This window comes from Anoxybacillus sp. LAT27, assembly GCF_022030075.1.
GTDB classification, from domain to species: Bacteria; Bacillota; Bacilli; order Bacillales; family Anoxybacillaceae; genus Anoxybacillus; species Anoxybacillus kestanbolensis.
The window spans coordinates 1-18,359 of record NZ_JAIWYK010000434.1 but is presented as its reverse complement, the minus strand read 5'-3'; the positions used below and the strand labels follow the sequence as shown (position 1 = coordinate 18,359).

Here is an 18,359-nt window from a genome sequence, read left to right as displayed (position 1 = left end):
GTCGATCCCCCGGGGTTTTTGCAAGATTGGAGGTCGACGACGGTTGTGAAATTATGCACAAATTATTTATTCCTTTTCTAACAACTCCCGTACTTCTTCTTCAGAGAGATCCGTGACGTTCGCAATGTCTTTTGCACTCATCCCTTTTTTGGCCATCGTTTGTACAATATGCTTCATCCCTTGTTTCATTCCTTCTTCTCTTCCTTTTTCCAACGCCTTTTGTTCATACGAAATAATGAGTTCCAACACTTGTTCTTTTTCCTTCGTCTCCATTTCATTCACCTCGCTTCGCAGTCTTCGTTCTTCTTCGTCTGATAGTTTCACATACGTTTCAAAAAAGCCAAACAGCAACCGTTGTTTCGCTTCGTCTAATTCCATCCGAACAAGCATGCGTAAAAATTGCTTTTTCAATTCTACCCGTTCACTTTCAGTATAACCCATTTTACTCAGCAGTGCAGCGGCGATCGGGTTGTCTTGGCGAATGTAGTTGCGCCAGTTTTGTTTACGAAGTTCCACAGTGAAAAAATGAAAGTCGAGGACTTTGCCAAAAGGAAATTGGAGCGTAAATGCGGATGGTTCATCACGAATCGGATCGTAGCTAAAGACGGCAATCGGTACAATGTGTTTGCGGTATTTTTCAAACAAACGGCTAAAGTAAATAAACATTCGTTCGGGAAACGATGGTTGGACGTAGCTTTGGTTTTCGATATGGACAATAATTAGGCTATCCTCCCCTTTCAATTTCGTTTCGACCAACAAATCAACGCGATACTTCTCCCCTGCCGTTACATCGGTAAACAGCTCCTCCGACAAAAACGATACATGTTGAAAGTCAATATGCTCATGCATCGTTGGAAAAAAGAGAATGATAAACTCCTCAAAAAACGTTTGAATTAACTCTTTAAACAGACGATCGTGGTCAATGGACATACATTCACCTCGCATACTTTTTTGACGTTTTTATTCGACAATATCATCTCTTTTCCTGCATGTCATAATAAAAAGCCAACTCCTAGCGAGCTGGCTTTTTATCGCCTAATCGGCAAGCGGATGACAAACGTCGTTCCTTTCTCTGAACTGTCGTGAAGCGCAATCGTTCCGCCATGGTTTTCAATAATTCGTTTGACGATCGTTAATCCTAATCCGGTCCCTGATGACTTCGTTGTGATAAATGGTTCAAAAATCATCTCCTGCATATGTGTCGGAATGCCGCTTCCAGAGTCGTACATGTACATGTTGTACGTTTCATCGACATCGGAATATATGCAAATCGTTCCGCCTTCTCCCATCGCTTCGATGCTGTTGTGAAGCAAATTGTATAACACTTGCATCATTTGTTTCGAATCAAGCTGTAACGGCACGTGATCAAGGCGCACGTGCACGCGTATATTTTTCGCCTCTAACGTTTGTTGAAAAAGAGAAAGAACATCTTGAACGATTGTTTCGATATACGCCTCTTTCATCACCGGAGCGCTCGGTTTTGCGATAAGAAGCATATCTTCCACAATCGCGTTGATGCGATCAATTTCTTGTAATAAAAGCGGAATATGATATTGTTCGCGATCGCGTTCATGTAAATTTTCGTTCATAAACGCTAAAAAGCCATGAATGACCGCAAGCGGATTGCGAATTTCATGCGCCGCTTTCGCTGCCATTTCCCCCATTAACGCAAGCTTTTCTGACTGATGCATACGTTTTGTTAGTTCTTCAATTTCGGTGATGTCGAGAAAATAAGTAATTTCCCCAATACGTTCATCATACCTATTTTTTAACTCTACTTTAGAAATCAAAAAAGTCTTCGTCTCTAATGTTTTATAAACGATCTTCTTGTTTGTCACAGGAGCATTCGCTAAAAGAAGCTCCCAGAACGCTTTATTTTCTTTCGGCTTCTGCCTTTCATTCAGCATGTGCTCTATATCTTTTTTTTCTAAAGAAAGTAACGTTGTTGCGGATTCGTTAATAAAATAACTCCCTTTCAACTTATCATTCATAATAATTCCGCTCGGTAAAGCATTCAGCAATTGTTCAATAAATACTTTATCTTTCAATACTTCTTCATACAAATATGAATACTTTCTAAAAATGATCGACAAAACAACAAGGATGGAAGTAAACATCGTTAATGCGAACATCGGATAGAAAGGGAGAGAGAGCGTCAAAATGACGGCTCCACCTAGTATGATCATATACTCAAAAAACGTTTCTTTAACAATATTCGTTACGATCACATGCATTCGTTGCGATGAGTTAAGGAAGAAATAAAAAGTCATAACAAACGCATTGACTGTGTAATACGCGCCAAAAGAAGCAATATACGCCAAGGCATATGCAAAATTGAACGCCCCAATCTTCCCGCCGAAAAAAAGGAACGCACAATAAGCACTAGAAATCATAAGGACATACATTGAGAAATTAAATATATGCTTCCACCAAACCATTTTTTTATATTGAAAAATAAAAATAAATATCGTACTCAATAATAAACTGAATAAAACATATTTCATTCCAAATACAACGAGCACTGCTAAATGTAGCGAGGAATCAAATGATGTTCCGTTTCCGTTTGGTGGAAGTTTAATGTCATAATAATTAAGAAGAATAACTCCAATCGTTAACAACATCGTAAAAAAGAATCGTCCTTGATCGAAGGAAAAAGAATAGAAAAAAATGATCAATCCACTTAAACAAACGCCCGAGGTATATAATGATACGAGCCGATTCCTCCATGTTGCACCCAATGATAAAACCTCTTTTCACATCCGTTCTAAAGTTTCACTCTATCATTCTATTTCAAACACAACGAAGAAGCAACGGGAGCTTATGCCTTAAACTTGCAACAAAAAAAACATGGCGCAATCACGCCATGTTTTTATCGAAACATCATATCGTCTTTTCGGGCGACGCCTGTTTTGTATGCGGCTTTCATGACGGCTTCGCGAACGCGTTCAGCCACTTTGTTGTTAAAGACGCTTGGGATAATGTACGTTTCGCTTAATTCTTCTTCGGTGACGACAGAAGCGATCGCTTCGGCTGCGGCGAGCTTCATTTCTTCGTTAATTTCGATAGCGCGGCAGTCTAACGCCCCGCGGAAAATGCCAGGAAAGCAAAGGACGTTGTTGATTTGGTTCGGATAGTCGGAACGTCCTGTCGCCATGACGCGCACATACGGTTCGGCAAGCTCTGGATCAATTTCTGGAACAGGGTTTGCCATCGCAAACACGATCGGGTCTTTCGCCATTTTTTTCACATCTTCTACCGTTAAAATACCTGGTGCCGATACGCCGATAAAGACGTCCGCTCCAGCGATCACATCTGAAAGTGAACCGCTTATATTTTCTGGATTTGTGAGTTGCGCATATTCGTTCCAATACGGATTGTCGTATTGTACGCCACGATGAATCGCCCCTTGGCGATCAACACCGATAATGTTTTTCACACCCGCTGCTAACAATATTTTTGTGCAGGCGATGCCTGCCGCGCCGATGCCTGTTAAAACAACTTTAATATCTTCAATCTTTTTATCTACAATTTTTAACGCATTTAATAAACCGGCAAGCAAGACAACAGCTGTACCGTGCTGGTCATCATGAAAAACAGGAATATCGAGCTCTTGTTTCAACCGCTCTTCAATTTCAAAACAACGTGGGGCGGCGATATCTTCTAAATTAATGCCGCCAAACGCCGGGGCGATCGCTTTGACGATTTGCACAATTTCATCTGTATCTTTCGTATCTAAACAAATCGGAAACGCATCGACGCCCGCGAGTTGTTTAAACAACATCGCTTTTCCTTCCATGACCGGCATCGCCGCATACGGTCCAATGTCACCAAGTCCTAATACTGCCGTTCCGTCTGAAATGACCGCCACCGTATTTCGTTTAATCGTTAACGAATACGCTTTTGTTGGATCTTCGGCAATCGCCGTACATATGCGCGCCACTCCCGGCGTATATACGCGCGCCAAATCGTCACGCGTTTTAATCGGAATTTTCGATTTCACTTCAATTTTTCCGCCGATATGCATTAAAAACGTGCGGTCAGAAACGTGAATAACTTTCACGCCCGCTGTTTTTCGCAACGTATCGACGACAACGTCCGCGTGCTTCGAATCAAGAACGCTCACCGTAATATCGCGCACTGTATGCGTTTTGCTTGAGGAAATGACGTCAATGCCGACAATATCTCCACCAGCTTGTCCAATTGCGGTGGCAATGTCGCTAAAAGAGACGACGTTTTTCGCAAATTGTAATCGAATCGTAATGTGCATGTTTGCTCCGCTTGACATGTTGTACCCTTCCTTTTCTCTATCGCTTCATGTTATTTCCCTGTAATGCCCGGACTTGTCATGGCATACGGGTCTAAAATATCATGTAATTGCTTTTCATTCAACAAATCGTACTCCAAGCATAGCTCGCGCACCGATTTTCCCGTGTGAAGCGCTTCTTTTGCGATGCGCGATGCCGCTTCGTAACCGATGTACGGATTGACAGCTGTAATGACGCCGATGCTATTTTCGACGTGTTGCTTCATTCGCTCTTCGTTCGCTTCAATGCCAGCTAAACAATAGTCTGTAAACACACGAAAGACGTTGTCCATCATATGGAGCGACTGAAGTAAGTTAAACACAAGCACCGGCTCCATGACGTTTAGCTCGAGCTGTCCTGCTTCTGACGCTAAACAAATCGTTTGGTCATTACCGATCACTTGAAACGCCACTTGGTTGACGACTTCCGCCATAACCGGATTCACTTTCCCCGGCATAATCGACGATCCCGGCTGACGAGCAGGCAACGTAATTTCTCCAAGCCCTGCCCGCGGACCAGACGCCATGAGACGAAGATCGTTTGCGATTTTTGACATATTAATCATACATATTTTTAAAGCGGCTGACACTTCCGTATAGGCGTCTGTATTTTGCGTCGCATCAACAAGATGTTCCGCCCGCACAAGCGGCAAGTCGGTCAAACGAACGAGATGAAAAATGACGCGCTCAATATAGGCGGGATCGGCATTTAATCCCGTTCCGACCGCCGTTGCACCAATATTGACTTCGTACAAATGTTGGCGCGAATGGGCAATGCGCTCCATATCGCGCTTTACGACGCGACGATACGCTTCAAATTCTTGTCCGAGCCGAATCGGAACAGCATCTTGTAAATGCGTCCGCCCCATTTTAATGACATGATCAAACTGTTTCGCTTTATCGGCAAACACATCGTGCATATGTTCCATCGTCTGAAGCAATTGGTTCATCATCTTTAACACTGCAATATGAATGGCCGTCGGGAAAACGTCGTTTGTCGATTGCGACATGTTGACGTGGGTATTTGGACTAATGATATGGTAACTTCCTTTTCGCTCTCCTAACCATTCGAGTGCGCGATTCGCGATCACTTCGTTCGTGTTCATATTAATCGACGTTCCTGCGCCACCTTGAATCGGATCGACGATAAATTGATCGTGCCATTGTCCTGCGATCACTTCATCTGCCGCTTTTACGATCGCTTCACCAATGCGACGATCAAGTTGCCCCGTTTCCATGTTCGCGAGCGCCGCCGCTTTTTTCACGATCGCCATCGCTTGAATGAGTTCGCGATGGAGACGATACCCGGTAATCGGGAAGTTTTCTGCGGCGCGCATCGTTTGAATGCCGTAATACGCATCGTATGGAATTTCTTTTTCGCCAAGCAAATCTCGTTCCAGTCGTACTGCTTTCGTTTGCAACATCTATGCATCCCAACTTTCTTCATGTTTTTCTGTTATGTCGTTTGCGATTGGCGTTTCCATCATGTTTTTAATTTCCATCAAATTGGTCGTTTTTCCTAACGCCCACATCAGTTTCGGTACGATCGCTTCCGTATTCATATCCCCCGATAAAATAACTGTGTTTTGCGCCACTTTCCGCCCAACTTCATATAATGTTAAATCTTCCCCTTCTTCTAAACATTGCGTCGTAATGACGACCGCTTTTCCATCGTCGATCAATTCTTTGATTTTCGGCAGCAAGTTGCGCCCTTGAAACGGCACGCCCCCGCTTCCGAAACTTTCGATAATCACACCGCGGTATAAGTGGCGAATGTAATCGAATATTTCTGGTTTTGTCCCTGGATGAAGCTTCAATAAAAACACGTCTGGGCAAAGCGACGAATCAAACTGCACGTGCCCATTTGGCTTTTGTAGCTCGTATTGATAATGAATCGTTTCCCCGTGAATATAGGCGACGTACGGATGGTTAATGCTTTCAAATGCGTCATAACTTTTCGTCCGCATTTTGACTGCTCTCGTTCCTAAAATGACGCGCCCATCGAAGACGACAAACACCCCTCCGACGTCTTCACACGCAAAACGGAGCGCATCGCGTATATTTTTTTTCGCATCCGTCTTCGGAAAACCGATCGGCACTTGTGAGCCAGTTAACACAATCGGTTTTTGGCTGTTTTGAAGCATATATGACAACGCGGCCGCCGTATACGCCATCGTATCTGTCCCATGTGTGACGACGAACCCATCGTATTGGTCGTAATGTGTATAAATCGCCTCCGCAATGTCTCGCCAATGTTCTGGCTGCATATTCGTGCTATCGATGTTCATTAAAATTTGACTATGTAACCGATACGGCTGATTTTCGATCGTAATGTAGCTTGTTAATTCCTCTGCCGACAGCTTCGGCGTCAATCCCTCTTCACTTGGCACCGAAGCAATTGTGCCGCCTGTCGCAAGCAACAAAATTTTTTTCATCATCGTCACCTCAAATATGGCGATTTTAAGTCATCTATTGTATTCTTTGTGTCATGTAGTGTAAACTATAAATAAAATCGTTCGCGATTCGCGTACCTTCATTTCAATTATATTCAGAAAAACAAAAAATAACAAGCATTTTTATTCGTTTCGCGAACGAAGCGAGAAGAACGATAAGGGAGAGACATGCGATGATTTCTAAACGATTATCGGAATTGCGAAAAAAGAGGCAATGGTCGTTGCAATATATTGCCGACCGGCTAAATATTGCTAAAAGTACATATGCTGGCTATGAATCAGGGTATCGCCAACCGTCGTTAGAAGCAGTGAAAGAACTTGCGCTATTATTTGAAACGACGACCGACTATTTACTCGGAGTAACAAATGAAGAACAACCGACAGTGGAACTGACGCATCCAACCGCTTACATAACGGTAGACGGAAAACGAGTGACGGAAGATGAAATGATGCAACTTATCGCTTTTATTCGCGTAAAAAGAGATCTATCCACACAAAAAGAAAAATGAAATGTTGGTGATGATTATGTTTAAGCGTTTCATGAAAGGACCGCTCATCGGGGGAAGAGTGCTGAAAACAGGGATCGCTGTATTTGTGACAGTCATCATTTGCGACTTACTTCATCTCCCAACGATTTTTTCTGTTATGACAGCAATCGTCACAATTGAACCGACCGCTCATGATTCAATAAAAAAGGGGATGATTCGCTTTCCTGCTTCTACGATCGGTTCGGCTTATGCGATGACTCTTACATATATGTTTGGTCACTCAGCAATTGCTTATGCACTATCTGCCATGTTTACTATTGTGACATGTCAAAAGCTTCGCCTACATGCAGGAACGCTTGTCGCAACGATTACAGCCGTTGCCATGATTCCATTGACCGACCATCATTATTTTCACGCATTCGTCATGCGAATTGTGACAACGTCCATCGGCATTTTTGTTTCTACGCTTGTCAACTTTTTTATTTTGCCACCAAACTACATTCCTTTTATTTCAAAACGATTAGAAGTGTTGCTTCAAGAATTCGGAGACGTCCTCCAACTGTCGATCCAAGAAATGATCGAGAAAGAGGGTCAAATAAAAAGCGAAAAGCGCTTTGAACAACTAGCAAACGATTTACATCAAACGATGCAATTTGCACACTTTCAACAACAAGATTGGAAATACCATCGTCACTCAATGGCGGAAGCACGCCAGTTTTATTACGAGCGTAAAATGCTGAACATGTTGCAACATATGCATTTTCATGTCGGGAACTTCATCGGTATGTCTCACGCTCACTTTTCTTGGGACAACGAAGAAAAAGAACTGTTGCGCGAATTAGCTACTTCCATCGCCACCATCTTAAAATCGAAATGTACGGTATTTCCAGAACATCATACACAGCTATTCGATCAACTAGAACAACGTTTTTGGGAAACGAAAAAAACAGAGAACAAGCATACTCATTTTTCTCCAAAAGCTGTTGTTTTTTTTGAGTTGTTGTCGCTTCATGATTCCATCGAACAATTGAGACATATCCAGAATCGCATGAAGCTGTCTCATTCAACACTAAATGATCGCCGACACATCTCTCATTAATGAATCAACAGACGCATATGGTCTATCTAGCTGCAACATGCGTCGCAACACGTGGCGTGCTTTCTCCGATAGCAACAGTTCGTCTTCCCAGCTTTTTTCTTCGTCCGCTGTCGGCTCATAGGAAGAGTACAACAAAAACAATAAAAAATGGCCAAGAGCGTATATGTCACTCTTTACATGAATGCTTCGCCTTAGCCGCTGTTCAAGTGTAAACAACCGTTCGTTTTTTTCGTGTAAAAAGCGCGCAAGCCCGAAATCAAGGACATACACAACCCCATTACGAAAAACGATGTTCGGAATGCGCAAATCACGATGCACAATGCCGTGCGCGTGAATGTATTGCACGACACGTAACACATCCGCCAATAACGAAAACGCTTCTTTTTCGTCGTACGTTTTATTTTTTTGAAAAATAAGCGTCTCGATCGTATCTCCATCGATGTACTCCATCACTAAGTGCGGAATGCCGCGCACGTCAAACGAATTATATAACTTCGGAATTTGTGGATGATTGAGCTTTTTTAAGATATGCGCTTCTCGTTCAAACGATGCCCGCCGTTTCTTTGTTTTCGTCCGCTTCATTTGTTTTAAAACGACGAGCTCATTCGTTTGTTCATCACGTGCCACGTATGCTACCCCGTAACTTCCTTCGCCAATTTGTCTTTCAATAACATACCGTCCATTCACGACTGCGCCTTCCCGATACGGCTTTTGAAACAAATGAATCATTAGCTACTAAAAAAGCTTGAGAAGATGCTGTGGCTATGATGTTTTCTTTTATAATGCTTATAACCGTATTGCGATGGATGGCGATGCGGACGGTACGTATAACGATCACTACTGCTGTAACGGTGTTTATGCATGTTTTTGTGTAAAAGCAGTTCAAGCAATTTTTTTAACATTGTTATCATCTCCTTTAAATCAGATAGCTTACTATACGAGAAGCAAGAAAAAAAGTTTCACCGTTTACTACATATCCCTTGCGAAATAGAAAAAATTTTATGAAAATACAAAAGAAGGGGGAATACATATGTTTCGGCACGGTATGAAATCAGGAGTCGCCATCGCGATCGGATATGCGCCTGTAGCGCTCACGTTCGGTTTGTTAGCAAAGTCCACAGGGCTTTCCATCGTAGAAACGACGCTTATGAGCATGATTGTATTTGCAGGGGCAGCCCAATACATTTCGCTCAATTTACTATCTCTTGGCACCGGTTCATTTGAAATCATTTTAACGACGTTTATTTTAAACATTCGGCATTTTTTAATGTCCGCATCACTCAATGAAAAGGCAGAACACGATCCGCTTTGGAAAAAAGCGCTATATGCGTTCGGCATTACGGATGAAACGTTTTCTGTCGCTGCGATGAAAGAAGGAACAGTCTCTGCTTCGTATATGTTCGGGCTCATTTTCATTTCCTACAGCAGTTGGGTAATCAACTCTGCGATCGGGCATATCGTCGGCGCTTATTTACCTGAAAGTGTGCAAGTGAGCTTATCTGTCGCCTTGTATGCGATGTTTGTCGGGCTGTTAATTCCTGCTATTAAAACAGAGCGTAAAGCGCTTTGGCTTGCGGTTTGCGCAGGCGCCATCAACTGCATGCTTTTATTATGGCTTCATGTTCCAAAAGGATGGGCAATCGTCATCGCAACGATTGTGTCAGCGATATTCATTCAATGGATTGGAGAAAGAAGAAAGGAGCAGACAACATATGTACAGTGACATTTTTTTCATTATTCTCGGCATGGGCATCGTCACATACATTCCGCGCATGCTTCCGTTAACCGTTTTTCATCGCATCAACTTGCCACCGTTTTGGCGCGGTGTATTGCGCAACGTCCCGTACGCTACGCTTGGCGCTTTAATCATTCCGGGTATATTTCTTATTCAAGACGATCCGTGGTTCGGTATCTTTGGTTTTACAAGCGCTGTTCTCGCCTCTTGGCTCGGCGCAAACGTCATGGGTGTCGTCTTTATTTCTGTTCTTGCGTTAACGTTGTATACGATCGTGTAGGGGAGCCTCCCCCTACCTTTTCTTTTCATCCTCAACTCCCCTCATTTTTTTTCTACAGTCGTATTTTTTCACCTTTTTTTCACCATACTTGGATAAAGTAAAAATGTACTTACATCACACAAGGAGGATGAAACGATGAAAAAAACAAAATTATTCGGCTATGCGATGACTGGCGTCTTATCAATTGGAATCATCGGTGGAGGTGTTCACGCGTTCGCTGCAACAACATCTTCATCAACCCCAGTTTACGAGAAACATATGTTAGACGAAGCGACAAAACAAAAAGTACAGGGGATTATGGAAGAATTGAAAACAAACTTAGCAAGCTTAGGGGTCACGTTCCCTGAAAAAGGCGATAAATTCAGCCGACTGCTCGCTAACTTAGATGAAAATACAAAAGCAAAAGCGCAAGCCATTTTCGAAAAACAAAAAGCTGGAGAGATTACTCGTGAACAAGCAAGACAACAGCTTGAAGCACTCGGCATTTCCTTCCCTAAAAAAGGGGACAAACTCAACGAATTACTCACTAACTTAGATGAAAATACAAAAGCAAAAGCGCAAGAATTGATCGAGGAAGCAAAAGAAAAACTCGCTGAGCTTGGTGTAGACCATCTCCCACACCGCGGATTTTAGTTTGGGAAAGCCCTCAATTGGCGTGGGATCTTTCTAGCATGTTGCTACCAAAAGAAAAGATAGAACGCATGATACTGATGGCACCTAAAGCAACACCACTCCCGTCGATCCAAAAAAGAATCCTTTGCTTGTCGCAAAGGATTCCTTTTATTTTCCTTTCGTATGTTGATGGGCATCGCGTTTCCAAATGAATTGTAAAACAAGTAAAATCGCAAAACTACCGAGCCCGATGACATCTGACCAAAATGTCGGATTAATGAGCATAACCCCAGCTGTAACAGAGAGAATTCGTTCCACCCAATGTAAACTACGGAGCCAATATCCAATCATTCCTGCTCCAATCGCAATCATCCCTGTCACGGCCGTAAAAATGACCCAAAGCAACTCTGTTGTTGTTGTATTAATCATCAACAATTGTGGAGATAAAACGAACATATACGGAATGATAAAGGCTGCAATCGCCAATTTAGCAGACTGAATCCCCGTTCGAATCGGCTCTCCCCCCGATACTCCCGCTGCCGCAAACGCTGCAAGCGCAACTGGAGGAGTAATGTCCGCAATAATACCGAAGTAGAAGACGAATAGATGTGCTGATAAATCAGGAACACCGAGTAAAATAATTGCCGGTGCCGCAATAGTTGACGTAATGACATAGTTGGCAGTCGTCGGTGAACCCATTCCTAACACAATGGCCGCAATCATCGTTAAAAATAACGTCGGCAACAATTGTCCTCCCGCAATATCAAGCAAGCCGTTCGCTAGCTTTAACCCTAAACCTGTTTTTGTGACGATCCCAACAATAATTCCCGCTGAAGCTGTCGCTGCTGCTACACCTAAAGCTGTGCGCGCCCCGTCTACAAGCGCATAAATGAGATCTACAGGCTTCATTTTTGACGCCCGATTCAAAAACCCGACTACAATAGCAATGACAATTGAGTATAACGCAGCATGTGTGACAGTTACACCTGCCATCAATAACGCAATGACTGAAACGATAGGCACTAATAAATAAATTTTCTTAAGCACTTCTTTTCGGTCAGGCATTTCTTCTTTAGACAATCCACTTAATCCGATCCGTTTCGCTTCAAAATGTGTCATAATCCAAATGCCCGCAAAGTACAAAAGCGCAGGAATCGTCGCTGCTTTCGCAATATCCCAATACGTCAATCCCCCACCGATAAATTCAACCATAAGAAACGCTGCTGCTCCCATAATAGGTGGCATCAATTGTCCACCCGTGGACGCCGCCGCTTCTACCGCTCCAGCAAACTCTTTTTTGTATCCAAGTTTTTTCATCATCGGAATCGTAAATGATCCAGAGGTGACGACGTTCGCCACTGAACTTCCGCTAATCGTTCCTTGGAGAGCACTTGAAAAAATCGCTACTTTCGCCGGACCGCCTGTGCTTCGACCTGCAATGGCGACGGCTAAATCATTAAAATATTGCCCGACACCTGTTTTGACGAGAAACGAACCAAACAGTAAAAACAAGAAGATAAACGTCGATGATACCCCTAATGGTGTACCTAAAATACCTTCTGTCGTAAAAAACATCGTTTGAACTAAACGCTGCAAACTTAAACCACTATGACGCAAAAAGTTTGGCATCATTTCGCCAAAATAGCCGTACGACAAAAATAAAATGGCGATAATCATAATTGGCAATCCAACAGCCCGTCGCGTCGCTTCTAATACGAGTACGATTGCCATTACTCCCACATAGAAATCCCAGTCCGTCAACAAACCGGCACGCATAACGATCTCATCGATATGCATCGGCCAATATGCGCCGACGTAGATACTTAACAACGCCAGCACAATGTCATACCAAGCAATTTGCAGTTTTCCACGCTCCCTTTTTCCGCGGCGAGCAGGAAACAAAAGAAAGATTAAAGCTAAAGCAAAACCTAAATGAATGGAACGTTGAATTTGGGCTGTAAACACACCAAAAATCGCCGTGTACAATTGGAATAACGAGAAAGCGAGCAATCCGACAAACGTAACCTTTTGAAAAACACCCGTCAATTTACGTGTGTTCGATTCAGGATCGTATTTTTCTAATATTTGTTGTTGCTCTTCCGCCGACAACGTTTCAAACTTCTCTTTATCCATCGATGTTCACTCCTTTCATTTGTTGCCATACGCTCATTCGAATCGGAACAATGCGCACCCATACCCCTTGTCCAATTTTTTCACCGAGCATGATTTGCTTTCCTTCATAGACGAGGCGATGGTTCGCTCGCACTTGTCCGATACGAAGATGGATCGCTGGAAAATGACGGTTCATGTTCGTAATCACATATTTGCCATCTCTTTTTTCAAATACTTCATCTCCTTCGGCGTCTGCAGGCATCCCAATCCCGAAATTTTCATACGTTAATTCTGTTAACACAAATTCTTCATTAGTTATGTTGTACGTTTCAACAACGTCAGTTAAGTGGATGGAATGCGTATAAACGATTTGAAAGGATGGCGATTCATGTATTGGAAGAAAGGCGATGAGTTTATCAGAATCTTCCAAGTAAAAAGCAATGACCAGTTTATATGGAAAAAAGAACACGAAAGCGATCACGGTGAAAAGGGGCAAAAAAAAGAAACGTTTCCATGAAAGCACGTGAGACCCCACCTTTAAACAAACGAAACGATAGACCGAGCAACGTCGGTCTATCATGCATCCATCTGATCGTTATTTTACACCTTTTTCAGTAAAGTATTTTTCTGCTCCTGGGTGCAATGGCATATCGCCAATTCCATCAAGTGCTGTCTCTGCTTTAATTAATTTTCCTTTCGCATGTGTAATTTTATCTGTGTTTTCAAAAATCGCTTTTGTAATATTGTATACTGTTTCTTCGTCTAAATCTTTACGGACGACAAGCATCGCTTTTACCGCGACCGTTGTCACATCAGAATCGATGCCGTACGTCCCAGCCGGAATCGTATCTTCCGCATAGAACGGATATTTTGCGATTAATTCTTTTACTTTATCAGCAGCAATCGGAACAATTTTTACTTCTTTCTGAGCCGCTAATGCTTCTACTGCCCCAGTTGGCGTACCCGCTGTCACAAATGCAGCGTCAATGTTTCCAGCTTGAATACCGTCTACAGACTCATCGAAAGACAAGTTTTGTACTTTAATATCATCTAACGAAATACCGTGAATTTCTAAAATTTGTTGTGCATTCGCACTTACACCTGAGCCAGGTGCACCAATCGATACAGTTTTACCTTTTAAGTCTTCAACCGATTCAATGCCACTATCTTTTGTTGTGACGATTTGAACCGTTTCTGGATAAAGTGTACCGATAGCTTGCACGTTTTCTACTTTATTTCCTTCAAACATTAATTCTCCATTTAATGCGTAAGAGGCAATATCCGTTTGTGTAAACGCAATTTCTGCTTCACCTTGTTTTAATGTATTCATATTTTCTGCTGAAGCACCTGAAGATTGAGCATTCGCATTAATACCTGTCTCATCTTGAATAATGCTCGCCATCGCTCCACCGAGCGGGTAGTATGTACCACCTGTTCCCCCTGTTAAAATGCTAATGCTTGTAACTTTCTCTTTTTCTCCCTCGCTACCGCCTGTGTCATTGTTACCACATGCTGCAACAATCATTGTAATCGCTAACAACAAGGCGAATAAAACTCGACTGCGTAGTTTCTTCAATGATAACACCCCTTTTTCTTTTTTTATAAAAACACAATACTATAATAACATATACACCTAGAAAATTGTCAAACAATTATGAGATAATTCCCAATTTATTAATCATTCACCAAAAGTTACGTTTTTTATAACAAGCGTCGCTTGTATTCCTAAGAGAAATCTCATAAGCCGATCCGTTTTTGTACATCACGTTCAACGAAGAAGTGGTAAAATTTTTTATGTCACCAAAAAGAAAAAAAGCCAGCTAGACGCTGACTTTCGTAACTATTCAACCATTTTGTTTATTCATCATCTTCTTCGTGGTTTTCGTCATTCGTTTCGTTATACTGTTCACTTTCATCTTCCTGTTGCTCTTTTTTCGCTATGTTTTTTCGCTCTCTTTCCTTTATCTCTTCTTTACGCTCTTTCCATTTCTTTTTTCGTTCTTCTACTTTTTCTTTTATCTCTTCCTTACGTTCTTTCACCTTTTCTTTTATCTCTTCTTTACGCTCTTGCGCCTTTTCTCTTATCTCTTCCTTACGTTCTTGTGCTTTTTCTCTTATCTCTTTCTCAATCTGTTTTCGTCCCTTTTCTTGCGCTACTTGTTCGACTACATTTTCTTCATTTTGTTTGTTCGACTCCGAATCGACCACTTCCGTACTCAAAGATTCAACCGTTCCAACTTTCTTTTCAACACGAGCGATCATTTCTCCTGATTGTTTGACAAATGCTGTTTGTGTCGCTCGTTGTTTTTTCTCATATTTTTCTTCTAACTCTTTCAACTTTATCTCTGCTTCATCTGGTGTAATTTTTCCTTCTTTCAATTGCTTAGCTATTTCATTTTTCTTCTCTTCGTATTTTTGCTGTTTCTTCGCAAGTTTTTCTTCGAGTTTCATTGTCATTCTCGCAATATTTGCTGTAAGCGCTTCTTTCGCTTTTTCGTTTTTTATTTTTTCAACGAGTTGTTGAAGAACGAGAATATTTTTTGTTACTTTTTCATCCATTCCATCTACTTTCTCTTCCATTTCTTCATTTTCAACCGCTTGATCTTCTGTTGATTTTCCTACTTCGATCGCAAGCTCCTGCTGCTCAAACGCTTTTTCTAACGTTTCTTTCGCAAGTTGTTCATTCCCATTTTCCAACAAAACTTTAGCTTCTAATATTCTTTCCTTCGCCAAATCTGTTAATAGTTTCGCTTTCTCCACTTCATCAAATGTAAGTGCTAACTGAATCCGTTCAACAAATGTTTTGAAAAAGTAAAGGAATTCACCAGGGACTATCGTTGGCTTTTCCGATTCGTCCATTACATCTGCTACCTGTACTTCTGTCCAATCTCCCTTCTCTTCCGAAGGTGCTGATTCCCCTTCGAATGATTGTTCAACTTCTTGTTCTATTTGTGTTTCTTCTCCTTCAGCTTGTACATCAATACTGTTTAATTGGATAAAAGCGAGAGAAAATACGACTGCAAATAAAACACGAAAAAACGGCTTCATTTTCCTCACCTCGCATCATTTTATGTGATAAGTCTCTTACTTTAAGTATCGAAAAAATATCTCAGCTTTTCAAATCCCTTTTTTCCTAAAAAAATTAGAAATTTGCCCCAAAACCATTTAGTACACAGGACCTATCTTGCCACTCACCTCATAATACGCAAAAAGAGAGGAAACTCCTCTCATTCACGCTGTCTTTCTTTACTTTTTCTCAAACACAGCAACAATAACTCCGACAATAATAAGCGCCCCACCAATCCAAAATGAAACATGTAATTGCTCATGTAAAAACAGCCAACCGAACAAAGAACCGACAAGCGGCTGGAAAAAGAAAAAGAGCGAACCGATACTAGCATCCATCATTTCCATCCCTTTATTCCAAAGAAAAAACGCCCCTGCGGTTGACACAACGCCGAGATAAATGACCCCAAGCACAACAGGAAACGAAAAAGTTACAGACGCCACTTGCCACCATTCCCATACCATCATCGGTGTTGTACCAATCCATGCGACAAAAATCGCATAAGTCGTCATGACTAATACCGACAGACGATCCGATGCGATTTTGACAAGCACCGATAAAAGCGCCCACGTTACTGCCGCTCCAACGAGTAGCACGTTTCCAAAAAACGAGGTCGTCTCCCCTTTACCAAATCCAACAACGACAACAACCCCTGCCGTCGCAAGCAAAAGCGCACTTAGTTTTCGTAACGTTAGCGCTTCATTTAACATCCAACGAGCAAAAATGACAATGAAGGCAGGCGTGGCTGACGTAATGAGCGAAGCCGTATGCGCATCCGACCATTTCGTCCCGACAAACTGTAATGAAATAGAAACGACATACCCGACGATCCCAATCGATATGATATGCTTCCAATCTTCTTTTTCTTTTGGCACCGGAACACGTTGCACCTGTAAAATTGCCCATAATACAAAAAAAGCAACCGCATAGCGAAGCCATACGAGCGTAAATGGCGGAACATAATCGAGCACATATTTACTTACGACATACATGCCACCCCAAATGCTCGCCGCAAGCGACAAATACAACGAACCGAAAAACGTTTTTCTCATCTAGCTTCCCTCCGTCTTTTTTCTTTTTTCTACAAGACGGAACGTGCGCTTGCCCCGTCTTAGAAGCAAGCAACTGGTTGATCGTTCTCAAACAAGTACATATACATGTTCTTCACCCCTATACGATGGTTATTTTTCATTGTATCAAATTTTTCTATTTTTCATAATAATAATTTTAAAATGTCCTTAGTCATCTCGCCATTCCACAAACAAAAAACCCGAGCTCTTTTACAGAACTCGGGTTTTCCGATGATTCCGACTGGGCTCGAACCAGCGACCTCCACCCTGTCAAGGTGGCGCTCTCCCAGCTGAGCTACGGAATCGTATGTTGTTGTCCTATCGAACACATTTTTTATTATACTGATGTCCCCCCACATTGTCAAATATTTTTTTTGAAAAATTTTTTAGCCATTGCCTAGGCAATGGCTAATGACGGATAAAGTCGATATGCGTGCCTTGGAAAAGACCGTCTTTATATTCGTATGTGACGATTAAACTGCCGATGTATTCCCCTTTTTTTCGTTCGAGAAGTAATACGGCCTTCAGTTTTTGTTTATCGAGCGCGTATTTTAAAAAGCGATCGAACGTCACTTTGACGCCTTTCTCGCCTTGACGGTTATACGGAATGAGCGCGTGCACATGATCGATAATCAGCTCTGTTCCTTCGTCTGTTTCCCTCATCTTCACGCTCTTCAAAACAACGGTGCGCGGATCTTCGACGATCATTTCTTCTATCCCGTTTTCGTGATGGGCAAATACGTGCACTTCGTTTTTATACGTGCCGTTGCCGCGCGCTTTCACGAGAAAAACGACAATATCTTCTTTTCCATCTTTTGTGACATCTACCGAATGCAATTGCGGAATCGCCTTCGGATCATTGACATGCTCCCATTCCGGAAACGCATACGTCTGTTGACCGACGTGAAGCGTAAAATGACGCACCCAATCTCCATCTTCTTTGCCACATAGTTGTACGTTTGCTTCCTCTAATTTTTTTGTGCAAGTATCCCCATTGAACAAAAGCGCTGTCATAACCGATAATAATAATGATAAAAACATACGCATCCTCCATACTTTTTCATTTAGTGTCAACTACCCAACGACTAAAGTCGTGGGCTTGCAACTCCCCAGAAGTGCAAGCGGATGTTATCCTCCTTC

Annotated in this window: 18 protein-coding genes and 1 tRNA gene; 5 read left to right on the top strand and 14 right to left on the bottom strand. The window is 42.2% G+C overall.

The genetic code is table 11. The features are described 5' to 3' along the window. Positions 1-66: 66 nt before the first annotated feature. The 5 genes from LD028_RS13180 to LD028_RS13160 all read right to left on the bottom strand — a co-directional run bounded on the left by LD028_RS13180 (position 67) and on the right by LD028_RS13160 (position 6,738). On the bottom strand, positions 67-930 hold the full coding sequence (locus LD028_RS13180) for an Rpn family recombination-promoting nuclease/putative transposase (RefSeq protein ID WP_237811198.1): 864 nt from the start codon (positions 928-930) through the stop codon (positions 67-69). Positions 931-1,028: 98 nt separating this feature from the next. Beyond that, on the bottom strand, positions 1,029-2,738 hold the full coding sequence (locus LD028_RS13175; RefSeq protein WP_309240388.1) for a two-component system sensor histidine kinase NtrB: 1,710 nt from the start codon (positions 2,736-2,738) through the stop codon (positions 1,029-1,031). Between the two features lie 131 nt (positions 2,739-2,869). Then, the gene (locus LD028_RS13170; protein ID WP_237811199.1) at positions 2,870-4,285 is read right to left on the bottom strand and encodes an NAD-dependent malic enzyme; all 1,416 of its coding nucleotides are present in this window, start codon (positions 4,283-4,285) and stop codon (positions 2,870-2,872) included. A 32-nt stretch (positions 4,286-4,317) separates the two neighbouring features. Continuing rightward, on the bottom strand, positions 4,318-5,727 hold the full coding sequence (aspA, locus tag LD028_RS13165; RefSeq protein WP_237811200.1) for an aspartate ammonia-lyase: 1,410 nt from the start codon (positions 5,725-5,727) through the stop codon (positions 4,318-4,320). Continuing rightward, positions 5,728-6,738 carry an asparaginase gene (locus tag LD028_RS13160; protein WP_237811201.1) on the bottom strand — a complete coding sequence of 337 codons (1,011 nt, stop codon included), beginning with the start codon at positions 6,736-6,738 and terminating at the stop codon, positions 5,728-5,730. Between the two features lie 191 nt (positions 6,739-6,929). On the opposite strand from LD028_RS13160, the gene LD028_RS13155 reads away from it, so the two are divergent. Next, a complete protein-coding gene (locus tag LD028_RS13155) occupies positions 6,930-7,265 on the top strand; it encodes a helix-turn-helix domain-containing protein (RefSeq protein WP_144330068.1) in 336 nt (111 codons plus the stop codon). Between the two features lie 10 nt (positions 7,266-7,275). Beyond that, positions 7,276-8,343 (top strand): FUSC family protein, encoded by a 1,068-nt coding sequence (locus LD028_RS13150; protein WP_237811202.1) that lies wholly within the window; start codon positions 7,276-7,278, stop codon positions 8,341-8,343. Here the strand turns inward: LD028_RS13150 and LD028_RS13145 are convergent. Further along, a complete protein-coding gene (locus LD028_RS13145) occupies positions 8,314-9,072 on the bottom strand; it encodes a serine/threonine protein kinase (RefSeq protein ID WP_237811203.1) in 759 nt (252 codons plus the stop codon). The two genes, LD028_RS13150 and LD028_RS13145, sit on opposite strands and share 30 nt — an antisense overlap. Next, positions 9,072-9,245, bottom strand: a complete 174-nt coding sequence (locus LD028_RS13140) for a hypothetical protein (protein ID WP_006321522.1) — start codon at positions 9,243-9,245, stop codon at positions 9,072-9,074. Before LD028_RS13140 ends, LD028_RS13145 begins: the two co-directional genes overlap by 1 nt. 128 nt (positions 9,246-9,373) lie before the next feature. Here LD028_RS13140 and LD028_RS13135 point away from each other — a divergent pair, with 128 nt between their 5' ends. The 3 genes from LD028_RS13135 to LD028_RS13125 all read left to right on the top strand — a co-directional run bounded on the left by LD028_RS13135 (position 9,374) and on the right by LD028_RS13125 (position 10,991). Then, positions 9,374-10,066 (top strand): AzlC family ABC transporter permease, encoded by a 693-nt coding sequence (locus LD028_RS13135; protein ID WP_237811204.1) that lies wholly within the window; start codon positions 9,374-9,376, stop codon positions 10,064-10,066. Next, a complete protein-coding gene (locus LD028_RS13130) occupies positions 10,056-10,358 on the top strand; it encodes an AzlD domain-containing protein (RefSeq protein ID WP_237811205.1) in 303 nt (100 codons plus the stop codon). Before LD028_RS13135 ends, LD028_RS13130 begins: the two co-directional genes overlap by 11 nt. Positions 10,359-10,493: 135 nt before the next feature. After that, positions 10,494-10,991, top strand: a complete 498-nt coding sequence (locus LD028_RS13125) for a hypothetical protein (protein ID WP_237812074.1) — start codon at positions 10,494-10,496, stop codon at positions 10,989-10,991. Positions 10,992-11,138: 147 nt separating this feature from the next. On the opposite strand, the gene LD028_RS13120 is transcribed toward LD028_RS13125, so the two are convergent. From LD028_RS13120 to LD028_RS13090, 7 genes are all read right to left on the bottom strand, one after another. Further along, positions 11,139-13,103, bottom strand: coding sequence for a TRAP transporter permease (locus LD028_RS13120; protein ID WP_237810674.1), 1,965 nt, complete (start codon positions 13,101-13,103; stop codon positions 11,139-11,141). Continuing rightward, the gene (locus tag LD028_RS13115) at positions 13,096-13,605 is read right to left on the bottom strand and encodes a DUF1850 domain-containing protein (protein ID WP_237810673.1); all 510 of its coding nucleotides are present in this window, start codon (positions 13,603-13,605) and stop codon (positions 13,096-13,098) included. Before LD028_RS13115 ends, LD028_RS13120 begins: the two co-directional genes overlap by 8 nt. Positions 13,606-13,677: 72 nt before the next feature. Beyond that, positions 13,678-14,658 (bottom strand): TAXI family TRAP transporter solute-binding subunit, encoded by a 981-nt coding sequence (locus LD028_RS13110; protein WP_255706567.1) that lies wholly within the window; start codon positions 14,656-14,658, stop codon positions 13,678-13,680. 281 nt (positions 14,659-14,939) lie between these two features. Continuing rightward, on the bottom strand, positions 14,940-16,130 hold the full coding sequence (locus tag LD028_RS13105) for a DUF5667 domain-containing protein (RefSeq protein ID WP_237810672.1): 1,191 nt from the start codon (positions 16,128-16,130) through the stop codon (positions 14,940-14,942). Positions 16,131-16,328: 198 nt separating this feature from the next. Then, the gene (locus LD028_RS13100; RefSeq protein WP_237810671.1) at positions 16,329-17,201 is read right to left on the bottom strand and encodes a DMT family transporter; all 873 of its coding nucleotides are present in this window, start codon (positions 17,199-17,201) and stop codon (positions 16,329-16,331) included. Positions 17,202-17,451: 250 nt separating this feature from the next. Then, positions 17,452-17,524: transfer RNA gene (locus LD028_RS13095), tRNA-Val, on the bottom strand. A 103-nt stretch (positions 17,525-17,627) separates the two neighbouring features. Continuing rightward, entirely contained in the window at positions 17,628-18,260 is a 633-nt protein-coding gene (locus LD028_RS13090; protein ID WP_237810669.1) for a hypothetical protein, read from the bottom strand. Between the last annotated feature and the right edge of the window lie 99 nt (positions 18,261-18,359).

What these genes read in the sequence shown, in the direction of transcription:
- LD028_RS13180 (WP_237811198.1), bottom strand. Translation starts at nt 930, where the DNA reads ATGTCCATTGACCACGATCGTCTGTTTAAAGAGTTAATTCAAACGTTT.
- LD028_RS13170 (WP_237811199.1), bottom strand. Translation starts at nt 4,285, where the DNA reads ATGTCAAGCGGAGCAAACATGCACATTACGATTCGATTACAATTTGCG.
- aspA (WP_237811200.1), bottom strand. Translation starts at nt 5,727, where the DNA reads ATGTTGCAAACGAAAGCAGTACGACTGGAACGAGATTTGCTTGGCGAA.
- LD028_RS13160 (WP_237811201.1), bottom strand. Translation starts at nt 6,738, where the DNA reads ATGAAAAAAATTTTGTTGCTTGCGACAGGCGGCACAATTGCTTCGGTG.
- LD028_RS13155 (WP_144330068.1), top strand. Translation starts at nt 6,930, where the DNA reads ATGATTTCTAAACGATTATCGGAATTGCGAAAAAAGAGGCAATGGTCG.
- LD028_RS13150 (WP_237811202.1), top strand. Translation starts at nt 7,276, where the DNA reads ATGATTATGTTTAAGCGTTTCATGAAAGGACCGCTCATCGGGGGAAGA.
- LD028_RS13145 (WP_237811203.1), bottom strand. Translation starts at nt 9,072, where the DNA reads ATGATTCATTTGTTTCAAAAGCCGTATCGGGAAGGCGCAGTCGTGAAT.
- LD028_RS13140 (WP_006321522.1), bottom strand. Translation starts at nt 9,245, where the DNA reads ATGTTAAAAAAATTGCTTGAACTGCTTTTACACAAAAACATGCATAAA.
- LD028_RS13135 (WP_237811204.1), top strand. Translation starts at nt 9,374, where the DNA reads ATGTTTCGGCACGGTATGAAATCAGGAGTCGCCATCGCGATCGGATAT.
- LD028_RS13130 (WP_237811205.1), top strand. Translation starts at nt 10,056, where the DNA reads ATGTACAGTGACATTTTTTTCATTATTCTCGGCATGGGCATCGTCACA.
- LD028_RS13125 (WP_237812074.1), top strand. Translation starts at nt 10,494, where the DNA reads ATGAAAAAAACAAAATTATTCGGCTATGCGATGACTGGCGTCTTATCA.
- LD028_RS13120 (WP_237810674.1), bottom strand. Translation starts at nt 13,103, where the DNA reads ATGGATAAAGAGAAGTTTGAAACGTTGTCGGCGGAAGAGCAACAACAA.
- LD028_RS13105 (WP_237810672.1), bottom strand. Translation starts at nt 16,130, where the DNA reads ATGAAGCCGTTTTTTCGTGTTTTATTTGCAGTCGTATTTTCTCTCGCT.
- LD028_RS13100 (WP_237810671.1), bottom strand. Translation starts at nt 17,201, where the DNA reads ATGAGAAAAACGTTTTTCGGTTCGTTGTATTTGTCGCTTGCGGCGAGC.
- LD028_RS13090 (WP_237810669.1), bottom strand. Translation starts at nt 18,260, where the DNA reads ATGTTTTTATCATTATTATTATCGGTTATGACAGCGCTTTTGTTCAAT.